Origin of the sequence: Larkinella sp. C7 (assembly GCF_006149005.1) — a bacterium.
Taxonomy (GTDB): Bacteria; Bacteroidota; Bacteroidia; order Cytophagales; family Spirosomataceae; genus Larkinella.
Genome location: NZ_VBSL01000018.1, coordinates 97,821 through 112,807, shown reverse-complemented (window position 1 = coordinate 112,807; position 14,987 = coordinate 97,821). Strand labels below are relative to the sequence as shown.

General features: G+C 51.8%; 11 protein-coding genes. 5 read left to right on the top strand and 6 right to left on the bottom strand.

Annotated features, from left to right (window positions below; all coding sequences use genetic code 11):
- The first annotated feature begins 219 nt into the window (after positions 1 to 219).
- On the top strand, positions 220 to 1,275 hold the full coding sequence (locus FH871_RS28010) for a sialidase family protein (RefSeq protein ID WP_229317659.1): 1,056 nt from the start codon (positions 220 to 222) through the stop codon (positions 1,273 to 1,275).
- Here the strand turns inward: FH871_RS28010 and FH871_RS28005 are convergent.
- The 3 genes from FH871_RS28005 to FH871_RS27995 form a co-directional block, all read right to left on the bottom strand.
- Positions 1,272 to 1,976, bottom strand: coding sequence for a CPBP family glutamic-type intramembrane protease (locus tag FH871_RS28005; protein WP_138994725.1), 705 nt, complete (start codon positions 1,974 to 1,976; stop codon positions 1,272 to 1,274). The two genes, FH871_RS28010 and FH871_RS28005, sit on opposite strands and share 4 nt — an antisense overlap.
- A gap of 820 nt (positions 1,977 to 2,796) precedes the next feature.
- The gene (locus FH871_RS28000; protein ID WP_138994724.1) at positions 2,797 to 3,510 is read right to left on the bottom strand and encodes a hypothetical protein; all 714 of its coding nucleotides are present in this window, start codon (positions 3,508 to 3,510) and stop codon (positions 2,797 to 2,799) included.
- An 89-nt stretch (positions 3,511 to 3,599) separates the two neighbouring features.
- Complete coding sequence (locus FH871_RS27995; RefSeq protein WP_138994723.1) at positions 3,600 to 5,456, bottom strand: VWA domain-containing protein; 1,857 nt, start codon at positions 5,454 to 5,456, stop codon at positions 3,600 to 3,602.
- 111 nt (positions 5,457 to 5,567) lie between these two features.
- Between FH871_RS27995 and FH871_RS27990 the strand changes: the two genes are divergently transcribed.
- The 4 genes from FH871_RS27990 to FH871_RS27975 all read left to right on the top strand — a co-directional run bounded on the left by FH871_RS27990 (position 5,568) and on the right by FH871_RS27975 (position 9,911).
- Positions 5,568 to 6,158 (top strand): RNA polymerase sigma factor, encoded by a 591-nt coding sequence (locus FH871_RS27990; RefSeq protein WP_138994722.1) that lies wholly within the window; start codon positions 5,568 to 5,570, stop codon positions 6,156 to 6,158.
- Complete coding sequence (locus FH871_RS27985) at positions 6,151 to 7,377, top strand: energy transducer TonB (protein WP_138994721.1); 1,227 nt, start codon at positions 6,151 to 6,153, stop codon at positions 7,375 to 7,377. Before FH871_RS27990 ends, FH871_RS27985 begins: the two co-directional genes overlap by 8 nt.
- A 95-nt stretch (positions 7,378 to 7,472) precedes the next feature.
- Entirely contained in the window at positions 7,473 to 9,062 is a 1,590-nt protein-coding gene (locus FH871_RS27980; protein WP_138994720.1) for a DNA mismatch repair protein MutS, read from the top strand.
- A gap of 210 nt (positions 9,063 to 9,272) precedes the next feature.
- The gene (locus FH871_RS27975; protein WP_229317658.1) at positions 9,273 to 9,911 is read left to right on the top strand and encodes a porin family protein; all 639 of its coding nucleotides are present in this window, start codon (positions 9,273 to 9,275) and stop codon (positions 9,909 to 9,911) included.
- 43 nt (positions 9,912 to 9,954) lie between these two features.
- Here the strand turns inward: FH871_RS27975 and FH871_RS27970 are convergent, their stop codons facing one another.
- The 3 genes from FH871_RS27970 to FH871_RS27960 are packed head-to-tail and all read right to left on the bottom strand — an operon-like array spanning position 9,955 to position 14,851.
- Positions 9,955 to 11,451 (bottom strand): M20/M25/M40 family metallo-hydrolase, encoded by a 1,497-nt coding sequence (locus FH871_RS27970; protein ID WP_138994719.1) that lies wholly within the window; start codon positions 11,449 to 11,451, stop codon positions 9,955 to 9,957.
- A gap of 18 nt (positions 11,452 to 11,469) precedes the next feature.
- A complete protein-coding gene (locus FH871_RS27965) occupies positions 11,470 to 13,632 on the bottom strand; it encodes a 3-hydroxyacyl-CoA dehydrogenase NAD-binding domain-containing protein (RefSeq protein ID WP_138994718.1) in 2,163 nt (720 codons plus the stop codon).
- A 10-nt stretch (positions 13,633 to 13,642) separates the two neighbouring features.
- Positions 13,643 to 14,851 carry an acetyl-CoA C-acetyltransferase gene (locus tag FH871_RS27960; RefSeq protein ID WP_138994717.1) on the bottom strand — a complete coding sequence of 403 codons (1,209 nt, stop codon included), beginning with the start codon at positions 14,849 to 14,851 and terminating at the stop codon, positions 13,643 to 13,645.
- Positions 14,852 to 14,987: the final 136 nt, after the last annotated feature.

The following is a 14,987-nucleotide window of genomic DNA, read 5'->3' as shown; positions in this document are numbered from 1 at the left end:
TGACAAAGCAACTAAAAGTGAGCTGCGGATTTGCTCCATCAACATGATTATACCAATAAAATCCACGGATTGGTAACAAATCTGATGGTACATAAATCATGCCAGCCCAAAACTGGCGGAGTAGATACCAATTTTCGGTTCCCCTGGAAAAGCAAACGCTTCCTACCAATTATTAGCTAAATTCGCTACCTCAATCCTGATCCTTTATTTTTATATTCCATGCCCTCCTTTTTCTATTTGATGCTGTACGGGTTTGCCCTTCTCCTGACTGGTCCGGTCGCCGATTCCAGTCATCCACTCTCACCCGGCCATTTGCCGGTGGTGGTGGCCGAACCCAGCGGCAAGCTGCATCTGACTTTTGGCCAGGATTCGGCGATTTATTACGCGACCACATCCCCCAAAACCGTGTCATTCGGTAGGCCCACCGTGGTAGCGGTTTTGCCAAACCTGGTAGCAGGTGCCAAGCGAGGTCCCCAAATCGCCGTTACGGCCCAGTACGTCGTCATCAGTGCCGTCAACCGGGCGGGTGATCTTTTTGCCTATTCCCTCGATCGGGCAACGGGCCGGTGGTCATCCGCCGTTCGCATGAATGATGTGCCTCAGATTGCCAAAGAAGGTTTTCAGGCCGTTGCCGGGGCGTCCCGCGGAGTCTTTCATGCCGCCTGGCTCGACCTTCGGGACGATAAGAAGAACAAGATTGTAGGAACCACCTCCCGCGACGGGGGCCGAACCTGGTCGGCCAATCAGGTGATTTACCGCTCCCCCGACGGCACGGTTTGCGAATGCTGCCGGGTTTCAATGGCGGCTAAAAACAATGACGTGTATGTCCAGTTCCGCAACTGGCTCGACGGCTCCCGGAATTTATACCTGGCCCACTCGACCGACGGCGGAAAAACGTATGCCCCGGCTCAAAAACTGGGCACCGGCACCTGGCCACTAAAAGCCTGCCCGATGGACGGCGGTGCCGTGGCGGTTTCGGCTGCGGGCCAACCCTTCACTGCCTGGCGACGCGAAAACACGCTGTATACCTGCCAGCCCGGCGAACCGGAGCAAGCCATTGCCACCGGTCGCAACATCACCCTCACTGCCGGACCAACGGGGCCACTCCTGGCCTGGGACGATGCCGGGACGGTTTGGGTAAAATCCGGGACCGAGCCCGCAGTTTCGGTCGGAAAGGGCCAGATGCCCAGTGTGGCCGTCACGGGCAAAACCGCCGTCTGCGTTTGGGAGTTGGATGGAAAGGTGATGACGGGGACGGTGGGGTTGTCAGATTAATCCTGGGTAATCAGTTTAGGCCAGACTACGGAACCATTAATCAGAATATGGAGCAAAACGGACCATATCAATCCGTTGTTAATCCGAATGGTGCTAGCAATCAAGCCCATGAAAAATTGAGGCAGGACGTAGATGGGATATAGATACCATACCGGATAATTAATCGGATCAAAATTACCAAGGTGAGACAGACTGAAAATAACAGAGGAAACGATGATCCATCCGGAGGGTCTTACAGATGAATAAATTTCTACAACTTTCTTGTCAAAGCGACGTATTATTAAAAAAACGATCAGGCAAGCCAGGATTCTGAGGTAGTAAGAAATCCCATCAATATAGTAAACGTCCCCTGTGAAGTAAAAAAGTAATAAAGCTACTGAAATAGCGATTGTAAAACCCGAGGGTTTCAAAAATAATCTAAAGGCTAATTCTTCAAAAATTGGCATCAAAATCGTAATCAGAATCACGCCGTAAAAAAGTCCTATCTCTTTAAGAAGGTCATCGATCTTATAATGTGTAGCGTAAATGGAAGGCTCACCGAGCCAGGGAAGGATTCCCCTATCAACAATTATAATAAAAATAACGGAAAACAGAGCAAATAAAATATGAAGCAGCCATCCCCTAAATACGGATTTAAAGTTATCCTTAGTACTCTTACCTACGTATAATATTTCATTAAAAAAATCTATTAATCTATACATATAAGGCTTTTTTAACAATTCACATACAGAGTAATTTTAATTTTACTTAACCTTTTTCAGTCTTATGTATTCATTAACAAAATTTTCAAAGTGTATCCGTAATAGACACCTCTCAATGAGGTCATGTCTGCTATTGAGCAAAAAATGATTTTTTTACTTGGCAAACTCTTTCCCGATGTCAAAAAAACACCTTAGAATCGCCAATGAAACCATACCCATCCCTATCATACCGAGAAATAAATTAATGTCCTTCTGTGTATCTGCATCTAGGTGCTTCATATAAATGGTATTAAAAATTCACAAGTAGGAAATCCTAAAATCCTACACCTGTACATTACGGCTCGCAACTCACTACGCACATTTTCCATAATATCTGCCTAGGAAATACGCCAGTTGGCCTGCCAGTAAAATGAAAAAACAGAAAGCCATTACTAACAGAGAGATTGTTTTGATATCTAATGTATCAGTGTCTAGTCCACGCTTTAGGTCGCGTTTAATCAGCCTGTATAAATTGGTGATGGTTGTCATTTTCCTGAGCGTTATTTAAAGCGGTTTTTTCCCGAGACCTAATGATGCGCTCCGTGGCATAGTCATACCCCAAATGAAACAACCTGATCAAGGTTAGTATTAACACCGTTAACCAGGCTAGTTTTACTAGTTTTGACGCGATACGCATTCGGTTTTTCTTATATTAGACGCCCTGTAGTCCGGAAAGTAACACTTACGCAACCGGTTTCTTTACAACTAAAAACGGGTAGGCTTGAAACAAAAAACCGCCCTGATCCTCAGACCAGAGCGGCTTTTGTAACGCTCTCTACAATCAATTGCCCGGCTTCACCTCCGCCACGACTTTGATTGTGTTGTAATACAAGGTCGTCAGCCCTTCGAAACCGGAGTCCGTGCCGACCAGCAGCCACAACTCACCGGCACCGTTGGTTTTGGCCGTAATCGGTTGCGTGGTACTGCGCTGGATGAGTTTATACTGCGTTGCGTCGTCCCCGGCACCAATGTTGCCCAGCACCGGCACGGCATCGCTGCCCGTAGCCTGGTTGCCTTTGTCGATGTTCAGGCGGTAGTCGTCGCCTTCCTTCACTTTCTTCGGTTCCGTGGCCGAAACTCCGGCTTTCAAGTAGACACTGCCCCCCGGCGAACCGCCAATCCCGACGCTTTTGTCGGCGTATTGCGACGCCAGTTCCACCTCAAAATCAATCGCATACGTCTGGTTCGGCTTCAAACCCGTCACTTTCTTTTTCAGAAACATGAACAGATCGTCGCTGCGGTTGTGGCCCGAAATCATGAACGACTTTTTGGAGACATCCAGTGGCTCGGGCAATGCCTTGTGGCCCGACTGAAACTCAATAATATCCTCCTGCGCCGTCGAATAATCCGTCACTTCGGCAACCCAGCCGTCGGTATTGGTCCGAAAATCAGAGTTGGTCAAGGTTACCGGCCCATTGGGATCCACTTCACTATCCTGACAAGCTGCGCCCATGAATAACCAGATGGCGGCAAACGTCCATTTTACAAACTTCATACGGGTACTTTTTCGTGAAAAATAAACAAACAGTGTGGTAGTTACCGGTTGAATGACCCCGGTTTTGAAGACACCGTTGGAACGTTCGTTTATTTTTCGGCGGTTTTCTTCGCCACATCCGATCCATGCGACAGAGAATGAGCCAGTTTCACCAGGCGAATAAATTCACTCCGGTAGCCTTCCGGGTCACGGCCCAGCGCCTGTTTCGCCAGTGTTTCGACCTGATTATACTGCGCCTTCCCCTTAAATTCCGAGTCGCGGAGCAGCAACCCGAATTCAGCGACGGAAGCTGCAAAGCGGAAGTCGGCCGAGGTGTTATCCCACGGTTGCGGCTGGCTCATCACGACCTGCTTCATCAACTGGCTGGTTTCGTCATCCGGTTTTTTATAGCGGATTTTCAGCGTCAGCAATTCCGTCTGATGGGCCGTCGAAGGCGTCTGCCGCTGGTATTTCAGTGAATCCACTTTCTGCAAATACCGGCTTTCGACGCCCGCCGGAATGATTTCGTACAAGGCCGTTACGGTATGCCCCGACCCCATTTCGCCGGCATCTTTTTTGTCATCGTGGAAATCTTCGTTGTTCAGCATCCGGTTTTCGTAGCCGATCAGCCGATAGCCCTGCACCCGCGCCGGGTTGAATTCCAACTGGAGTTTCACATCTTTCGCAACCGTAAACAGCGTCCCCCCGAACTCTTTGCCAAATACTTTCTGCGCTTCCTGCAAATTGTCGATGTACGCGTAATTTCCGTTGCCTTTGTCTGATAATACCTCCAGTTTGTTGTCTTTGTAATTACCCATTCCGAAACCCAGCACACTCAGAAAAACGCCCGATTTCCGCTTTTCCTCCACCAGCCTCTGCATGTCGCCGTCGCTCGAAACGCCCACGTTGAAATCGCCGTCGGTGGCCAGAATCACGCGGTTATTGCCGTCTTTCCGGAAATTTTCCTGCGCAATCTGGTACGCCAGCCGGATGCCTTCGCCCCCCGCCGTGGAACCTCCCGCTGATAACTGACTAATCGCATCCTTGATTTTTTGCGGTTCATTCCCCGGCGTCGAAGGCAGCACCAGCCCGGCGGCTCCGGCATACACGACAATCGCCACCCGATCCTGCGGGCGGAGTTGATCGACCAGCAAGCCGAGCGCGGTTTTGACAAGCGGCAGTTTGTTGTCAGATTCCATCGAACCCGATACGTCGATCAGAAAAACCAGGTTGGAGGCAGGCAGGTTGCCGGTCGGAATGCTTTTGGCCTGTAACCCGATGCGAAGCAGTTGCAAACCCGGATTCCAGGGTGAATCGGACAACTCGGTTTTAACCGCCACCGGATCAGTCCCGGTCGGCTGCGGATCGTCGTATTCGAAGTAATTGACCATTTCCTCGATCCGGACGGCATCTTTGGGCGGCAAGTTTCCGCCGTTCAAAAACCGCCGGATGTTGCCGTAAGAAGCCCGGTCTACATCGACCGAAAACGTGGTAACGGGCTGGCTCTGAGCCATTCGAAAGCCGGTTTCATCAATTTTGCTGTAATCTTCGGTGTTGAAACGTGGAGCTGCGGGCATTGAATAATGGCTGGCAGAGATCCGACCGACGGCTCCCGTAAAATCCCGTTTCTGATGCGTTTGATAACCGACAATCACAACTTCTTCCAGTGTTCGTACGTCGGTGTTCAACTTTACATCGATGACGGTTTGCCGGGTGATCTTCACGTTGGTTTTCTGATAACCGACTAACTGAAATACCAGCGTTTGTGGACCTTCGGGTATAGTCAGGGTATAACACCCATCGGAATTTGTAGTTGTACCGGTCAAAGCCTCTTTGAATGAAACACGAACGCCTGACAGTGGTCGATTGGTGACAGCATCCGTCACGCGGCCCGTAATGGTGCGACTGGATCGAACGGTCGATACAAAGAGCAGTCCGAGCATCAGAATTGAAAAAATAGTGCGCATGGTCGTATGGAATTGAGGAGTCTTTTTTCTCCTATGGATGCAAACCGGTTTTGAATTCCATACGGCACCGAAACTTTTTTTTGTAAGTTGCACGGCAGCCGTATCCAGCATATGTTTTTCAGGCAGTTCCGAAAATCCAAACCCATTACCGACGCCGATTACCTTTCGGCTTATAAGGCTACGGGCGATCTGGAACTGCTTGGGGCGTTGTACGAACGGTATATGGACCTGGTGTATGCGGTGTGTTACAAGTATTTGCGCGACGAAGACGAAAGCAAGGACGCGGTGATGCAGTTATTTGAACAACTGATTACGGATTTGCGGAAATACGAGATTCAGAACTTTAAAAGCTGGCTTCATTCGACCGCCCGGAACCATTGCCTAATGCACTTGCGACAACGGAAAATGATCGCGGGAGAGGTGAATGACGAGACCGAAATCAGAGCAATGCCGCTGACGGTTTGGCCTGAAACCGACGGTCTGGAACTGGAAATGAAGTTGAACCAACTGGACGATTGCCTGAAAAAGCTGTCGGAGGAACAACGCACCAGCATTTCTCTGTTTTACCTGAACCAGAAAACCTATGCCGACATCGCCGAACTGACCGGCTACGATCCCAAGCACGTGAAAAGCCATCTGCAAAATGGCCGGCGTAACCTGAAAATCTGCCTGGACCGGAACACCGACGCAATCCATGACTGATGCCAACCGACATAACGACCTCCTGACCGCCGACGACCTGCGCAACTACCGGGCCGGTACGCTTTCCGCTGCCGACCAGCACCGGGTGGAACGGCTGTTGCTGGAAAATCCGTTGTATGCCGACGCGCTGGAAGGGCTGGAAACCGCTGAACAGGAAGGTGTTGCGCTCAGTACGGCGTCGAATGCGTTGCGCGAACGGTTGCAAAACCGCATCGGCGACCAAAAAGTCCGGCGATGGCCGGTTTGGATCCCGGCAGCCGCAGCATCGGTGGTGCTTGTGTTAAGTATTGGTTTGTATATGCGGTGGCATGAAAAACCAGAATCGGAGAACGTAGTTGGTTTGCCAGTTCCCCAGCCTCAGATTTCAGCTTCAAAGGAAGATGCTCCAAGGGTCGTTCCTATTGAAATCCCTCACTCGGAGCAGATTGCAAAAAAGGTTGCACCACCGAAAAGCGCGTTACCAACTCAAAAGAGTAGGATGTCAACTGATAGCCTCACGATTCTAACGAATGACCGAATCGCGAATGCATTAAACCCGGGCCTTCTATACAACATTCAGCCATCAGCAATACCCGCCCCTGCGAGACAACGCATCCGGGTAAATCCTGACGTAATACAACGCCAGATCATAAGCGGTCGGATCGTTGACGAAACCAATCTGCCCCTGGCCGGTGCTTCGATCCTCGTTAAAAATTCCCAACGCCGAAGCACGACCGATACAACGGGACATTTTCGGATGGATCGGGTACAGAAAAGTGATACGCTACAAATTAGTTATATCGGTTATTTGAAGCAGGAGGTACGGGTAAGTGATCTGCCTGCCAACGTTATTCAACTGAGCCCAGATCCACAGGAACTGGCGGAAGTCGTTGTAACCGGGTATTCTGTTCAACGGAAGACCGAGTTGACGGGTGCCGTTGCCGGGAATAATCTTCCTGGAATGGCCCCTCCCTCCGCTCCTGCCAACTTCAAAACCTATGTCGAAGAAAACCGCCGGATGCCGCCAGAAGCGAAGGCGAAAACCGTTACCGGCACGGTGCGCGTCCGGTTTCAGGTCGCTGCCGACGGTTCGGTCAGCCAGTTCACGATTGTTCAATCCTTGGGTTATGGTTGCGATGAAGAAGCGGTCCGGCTCATCCGTGAAGGCCCGCGCTGGAAACCGGCTTTCCGGAATGGCAAACCACTCATCCAGTTTGTAGAACAGGACATTGCGTTCTGAAACCGTCTAACCGGCGGGGCTGTTTTCGGCGGAAATTCCCGGTAACTTGCCATACTGATGTTCTACCCAAACCGGTCACCTGCTCCGGAAAAGACATGCTTCAATCCAAAAAAAAGGCGCAACTACAGGAGACCTACGGCAAACCCAAATCAGAGTCCTTCGATTTTTTCAGGATTGAGCAATTCTTCGCCAACCGGCCGAAAGAAAGCACGGATCACCTGATTTCCGAAAAGACCTATCAGGACCTGGACTTTGATGAGGTTTTCATGTTTGTAGACCGGACGGTTTCGAGAGTGGGCCAGCAATATTTATATGCCAGGCTGCGAACCATCGATTTTTTAGAGGCTAAAAACCTGTCCTTCGAACGTCTCATCAAAACCTTTCAGAACAATGGCGAATTACGGCAGGATGCAGGAATTCAGCTCGCCAGCCTTTCACACCAGAACGCCTACTACATTCCGTCGCTGTTTTTAAAATCCCATCTTCAGCCTCCCGACTGGTTTTGGGTGGTAAAGATGCTTCCTTTTATCAGCGTTTTTCTGCTGCTGTTGCTTCCTTTTTACCCACCCGCCTTTTTAGGGTTATTTGGCGTTTTGGCGATTAATTATGCCATTCATTACTGGAACAAAAATAATGTATACCAGTACATTGCCTCGATTCCGCAACTGCTTCGTTTAAATCAGGTTGCGAAAGACCTGCGCCAACACGAAGCGTTAAAACCGGAAACTGATCACGTCGATCAGGCGATTGAAACCCTCAATGAAATGGGCTATTCCATGTCTTTCTTCAAACTGGAGTCCAAATTGCAGAGTGAAGTGGGCATGATCGTGGAAGTGCTTACGGAACTTGTCAAAGCCTTGTTTCTCATCGAACCGCTGTTGCTGTTTCGGGTACTCCACCAAATCGATGCGAAAAGGGCGCAGATCGACGCGGTTTTTCAGTATGTCGGCAGAATCGATACGGCCCTGTCCATTGCCTCGCTGCGGAAAGGCGTAACGCACTATTGCCAGCCGGAAATCACTGAGAAGGCGAAAAAACTCAGCGCGACGGATTTGTATCATCCGCTGATTCCCAATCCTGTTGCCAATTCCATCACCCTAGTCGATAAATCGGTTTTGCTGACCGGATCGAACATGTCGGGAAAAACGACCTTTATCCGAACGATCGGGATCAATTGTATTCTGGCCCAAACCATTCACACCTGTTTCGCCAATGCGTTTACGATACCTCCGATGCGCATTTTGTCTGCCATTCGCATCGCCGACGATCTGCTCAGCGAGAAGAGTTATTATTTCGAGGAAGTGCTGACCATTAAAGGAATGATCGACGAAAGTCAGTCCGAAATCCAGACCTTATTTCTGCTGGATGAACTCTTCAAAGGAACCAATACTGTCGAGCGGATCGCGGCCGGAAAAGCCGTACTGACCTATCTGAACAAAGGGCCGCACCTGGTTTTTGTTTCTACGCACGACATCGAACTGACTGATTATCTAAAAGATACGTTTGATCTATACCACTTTACTGAAATCGTGGAGGAAGACCGAATTGCTTTTGATTTCAAGCTCCGGGAAGGCAATCTCAAGACCCGGAACGCCATTCGGATCCTGGAACTGAACGCTTATCCGGCGGAGGTGATCCGCGAAGCCAACGCTTTATCGGAGAAAATGAGCAATGCCAGCGGCTAAAATCCGTTGCCTTTTAAAAGCACCGCCGAAAACCGGTGCAACCGATGCTCGTTTTCGTTCCGTGGATTCGGTCTCTTTAAAGCGGCACCGGTTTGCGGAAACCTTTATCTTTGCGCCCTTCGAAAGAATGTCAAACATTTAATGACAGGAACAGTTGTAATGAATGCAAATCAAACTCACCTCACGCGAATGAATCGATTACATTGCACAATGAGAAGAAGTATAGTATTGGGAATGATGTTATTAGTAACCAGCTCGTCTACCCTGCTGGCTCAGCAACGCTGGAGTGCCGGCCCCCGTCTGGGTGTCAATATCTCGAGTCTGTATGGCAAGAGCAGTTATTACAATGCCAAAGTTGGTTTAGTGGCGGGTGGCTTTGTCAGCTACAGTTCGATCAATCACTTTGGTATTTCGGCAGACATTCTGTATTCACAACGGGGTGGTAAATACGATCAGCCCAGCGACCGAAGCAGCCATACGCAACACCTCAATTACCTGGAGATTCCGGTGGTTGCCCGGTATTATCTGAATCTGAGCGGTAATTTCCGCCCCAATCTGTTCATCGGACCCTCTTTGGGAATTTTGCTGAACTCCAAACGGACGAATTCTATTTATCAGGGGCAGGCTTTCCCCGATGCGAAAACCGATGAGGAGTTTGAACCCCTCGATCTGGGCGGAACGGCTGGTTTTCAGGCTAATTTCAAAGTCAAAAATCGCCAGCGTTTCCTGATCGATGCGCGGTATACCCTCGGCCTTACGAACGTCAGAACGAATCCATCGCCCTGGCTCGGTAATTCAACCGTATCGCTTACCCTCGGTTACAGCTTCGGCATTGGCCGAAATTATTAAGCCCGTATCCAAGGGCCGTCTGTGCGGCCCTTGGATACGTATATCACTGTCCGTATAACGCTTTTGAAGCGGCTTCGTATTTATCACCGGCAACCCACTGCGGCCGGGCGGGTCTGTTGGCAATTAACCGGGCGGCATACGAAAAGGCCTGGCTGAACTTGAGCAAATACCCAAAGTCTATCGTCTCCGGGTTGTCGGCCGCCTGGTGGTAATACTTCATAAGTTCCTCATCGAATTTCTTAAAACCGGCTGAGAAAGTCGGGGCCGGGATACCTTTCACCGCAAAATTGACATTATCGGAACGGTCGAACAGGTTTTGTTCGGGGGCCGGATCGGCAAAAACGCTCAGTCCAAACGCTTTGCTGGCGGTTTCAATCTCGGTTTTTGCACCCGTGCGCTCCAATCCTACCACCGAAACGAGCGTGGTGTCATTGTAACCTGCACCATCGCTGTTGAGGTTGAAAATGGTTTGTTTCAAAGGGATCAGCGGGTGTTCAGCGTAATACCGACTGCCCAGCAATCCCGTTTCTTCGGCCGTCAGTGCCAGAATCAGAATCGAACGTTTGGGCCGCTGAGCCTGCAAGGCCTTCGCTGATGCCAGGAGCGCCACGGTTCCAAAAGCGTTGTCCCGCGCCCCGTTGAAGATACTGTCCGCCGACGTATACGGCTGACCGCCCTGTTTGCCAATACCCACATGATCGAAATGGGCCGACAGTAACACGTATTCGTCCTTCAATTTCGGATCCGTTCCTTCAATAACCCCCGCGACATTCACTGCATCGACAAACTGTTGCGAACGCCCCGACGTCTGAACCGTCACCGTTTGGGTAGCCTCTTTCAGTCCGGCCAACTGGTTTTTTCCGTTATCAACCCAAAGGTGCAACAGCGTCGGTAATTCGGTGGACGTGGCCAGTGTCATTTGCTCACCCTGAAACGCACGGGTTACAATCGGCCACGGATACGTTCCGCTTGTATACAATTCTATCAGCCCTACGGCTCCTTTCTTGGCAGCTAGTTTCCGCTTCTGTTCCGAAGCCGCCAGCAAGGCGCGGTTGGTGGTGGCTTCCGGCGAACCGACCTGAGCCACCACGATTTTGCCCTTCACATCCCGTCCATTGTAGCCGTCGGCGGTTTCCGTAAGGCCATAGCCGACGTACACGGTTTCCGCTTTCAGATTGGTTTCCTTCCCGCCAATGACCACAAACTGTTTTCCCGGTTGCAGCGAATCGCTGCCGATTTGCAGTCGGGCGTAAGCGGCCGGTTTTGACCGAAGAAAGGGTACTTTCTGAAAATAATCCGGTTGCCCGGCCACCGGTTTTAGCCCCAGCGTCCGAAATTGTTCGGCAAGGTAGCGGGCGGCCACAAAATTGCCCGGATCGCCCGTCCGGCGACCCTGGAGTTCGTCGGCGGCCAGAAAGCGCATGTGCGCTTCGAGTTCGGTGCGGCTGAGTTTGGATTCGGGAAGTTTAGCCACCGGCTGGGCCACCGCAAGGGCGGAGAGGAAAAAACCGGTTAGGAAAAGGCCGTATGATTTCTGCATGATTGTGAAGTGTATAATTTAATTGGTCTGTTCAAAACGGCTGTTTCCCTGTTCGGCTTTGTCGCGCAGTTTTTGGGTGGGGCGAAACCGCTCTCCGTAGGCATCGGCCAGCCGGTCGGCTTCCTGCACGAAGCTCCTTATGCCCACAAAATCGACAAACGACAACGTGCCGCCCGTGTAGGCCGGAAAACCCCAGCCCAGAATGGAGCCAATGTCGGCATCCAGTTGGGTTCGAATCACGCCTTCTTCAAAACAGCGTACGGTTTCGATTACCTGCCGGTACAACAGCCGCGTTTTAACTTCGTCAACCGTCGGCTGTTGGTCGGCCAGCGGAAAGAGTTCCGACAGTCCCGGCCAGAGGTATTTCTTTTCGCCTTCGGGATACTCGTAAAAACCGGCTTTCGATTTTTTCCCCAACCGGCCCAGAGCCACAAATTTTCCGGCCACCTGGTGCACCGTATCGTCGTCGGTCATCATGCCGTCGTGGATGCTCTGACTGGAAATTTTGCTGATCAAATCCAGCGAAACCTCGTCAGAAACCGCCAGCGGCCCCACGGGCATCCCGGCATTTTTGCCCGCGTTTTCGATCAAGACCGGATTGACGCCCTCTTTCAGCAGTTCCATGCTTTCTGAGGTATAGGTCGTAAACACCCGCGATGTGTAAAAACCGTGGGCGTCGTTGACGACAATCGGCGTTTTGCGGATCTTTTTCACAAAATCCAGGGCGAAAGCGAGCGCATAGTCCGACGTTTGTTTTCCCACAATAACCTCCACCAACTGCATCTTATCGACCGGCGAAAAGAAATGCAGACCGATAAAATTTTCGGGTTTGGCCGATGCCTGCGCCAACCCGCTGATCGGCAGGGTCGAGGTGTTCGACGCAAAAACGCCCGATTCAACCAGCATCGATTCAGCTTCTTTCGTGACCTGGGCTTTCAAATCACGGTTTTCAAAAACCGCTTCAATAATGAGATCACAGCCCCGCAAATCTTCGGCTTCGGCGGTAGTTTTGATCAGACTCAAGGTAGCTTCGGCCTTTTCGGGCGTTCCTTTCCCGCGCTCGATGGCTTTTTTGAAAACCGTCCGCGAATAGGCTTTTCCTTTTTCGGCCGCTTCGACCGACACATCTTTCAAAACCGCTTCGATACCGGCCAGTGCGGTTGCGTACGCAATGCCCGACCCCATCATGCCAGCCCCCAGAATTCCCACTTTTTTAACGTCCGTCGGCGGAATCGTCTTCGGACGGCTGATGCCTTTGTTGACCTCGTTCAAACCCAGAAACATCGTCTGGATCAACCCCTTGGCTACTTTCGAGGTCGCGACCTGGACAAAATACCGGGCTTCGATCACCAGCGCGCGGTCGATGTTCACCTGTAAGCCTTCGTAAACGCACGACAGGATGGCGAGGGGTGCCGGGTAGTTTCCGCGCGTTTTTTCCATCAGCATCGCTGTTCCCGCACTGAAAACCCGCGCCCCCGTTGGGCTTTGCACCGCTCCACCCGGCACCTTGAAATGCTCTCTTCCGACAATCCGACCGGTTTTGCGGTCGCGCTCGTCCCACGGCTGCAAGGGTTCGGGATTGGCGGAAAGCCACGCAAACGCTTTTTCCAGCAGTTCGTCGCGGGAGGTTGCCAGTTCATCCACCAGACCCAGGGCCAGGGCTTCTTTCGGGCTCACGCGTTTGCCTTCCAGCAACAACGGCAGGGCGGCTTCCATCCCGAGCATCCGGGGCAATCGCTGGGTTCCGCCCCCGCCGGGCAGCAAACCGAGCGTTACTTCGGGCAAACCGATGACGGCTTTCGGGTTGTCGAGCGCAATCCGGTGGTGACAGGCCAGGCAGGCTTCGTACCCCCCGCCCAGCGCCGTACCGTTGATGGCAGCGACAACCGGCTTGCCCGATGTTTCGATGGCCCGGAAAACCCGGTTCAGTTCCGCTGAGACTTTCAACATGTCGCCCGGCTCTTTATCATTATTGCGAAGAATCATCTTCAGATCGGCGCCGGCGATGAATTCATTTTTCTCCGACGTAACAATAATGCCTTTGACCTCCGCGTCGTCGTAAGCCCGTTGCAATGCAGCCTCAAACGCCGGAATGGAGTCGTCGTTGAGCACGTTCATGGGCGAGCTGGTCATGTTCCAGCTCAGCATGGCGACGTTTCGGTCGATGGTGTAGTTAATCATGGTCAATGGCTTAGTTGATTCGTTCAAAAACCGTGGCAACGCCCATTCCTCCGCCCACGCAGAGCGTTGCCAGCCCCGTTTGCCGACCGGTTCGTTCCAGTTCGTCCAAAAGTGTTGCCGAAAGAATGGCCCCGGTTGCGCCCAGCGGATGACCCAGGGCAATGGCTCCGCCGTTCACATTCAACCGGCTGTGATCGACGCCCAATTGGTCCATATACAGCAGCGGAACGGCCGCAAATGCTTCATTCACTTCGAACAGGTCGATGTCGCTGAGCTGCATACCGGCTTTTTTCAACACTTTTTGCGTGGCCGGAACCACCCCGGTGAGCATAATCGTCGGTTCGGTTCCAATAACGGCAAAAGCCCGAATGCGGGCGCGGGGTTTCAGACCGGTTTTTTCGCCAAATTCTTTCGAACCAATCAACAGTCCGGCGGCTCCATCGACAATTTGTGAGGAATTGCCGGCGTGGTGAATGTGGTTAATCTGGGCCAGATCGGCGTATTTTAGTAAGGCCAGCGCATCGAAACCGGCTTTCCCGATGGCTTCGAAGGCGGGTTTTAGTTTCGACAGACTTTCGGCGGTGGTGCCCGGACGAACGCCTTCGTCGCGGTCGAGCAAGGTTGTACCGAGCTCATCTTTGATGGCAACCAGCGTCCGGCCAAATCGGTTTTCCTGCTGGGCTATCGTGGCCCGTCGGTAGGACTCGGCGGCAAAGGCGTCGGCATCGGCGCGGCTAAAACCGTATTTGGTCGCAATTAAATCGGCGGAAATGCCCTGCGGAATGATGTTGTGACGAGCCACAATCTGCGGGTTCATGAAAAGAGCCCCTCCGTCGGACCCGATGGGAACGCGCGACATCGACTCCACGCCACCGGCCACAACGGCCTCAAATTGCCCCGACAGGACATAAGCGGCTGCCATGTTGATGGCTTCGAGTCCGGACGAACAAAAGCGGTTTAATTGCACCCCGGCGACGGTTTCGGCATAGCCCGCTTCGATGACGGCGGTGCGGGCTATGTCGGCCCCCTGTTCGCCAATGGGCGTTACGCAGCCCATGATGATGTCGTCGAGAAGGGCTGTGTCGAGTTGGTTCCGGTTTTTGAGTTCGTGCAGAACGCTGGTCAGTAACTGAATGGGCTGGACGTCGTGCAGGGAGCCGTCACTTTTTCCCCGGCCACGGGGGGTGCGAACAGCGTCATAAACAAAGGCCTGGGTCATAGGAATGGTTGCTTATCGGATTTCACAACTGTATGCGGACATACGATCACCGAAAAACAAACTTACCGGTATGGCCAATAGGCCGCAAGCAAATGCCTTAAAATCGACAGGGCAAATTGGTTATTTTCCTGAACTC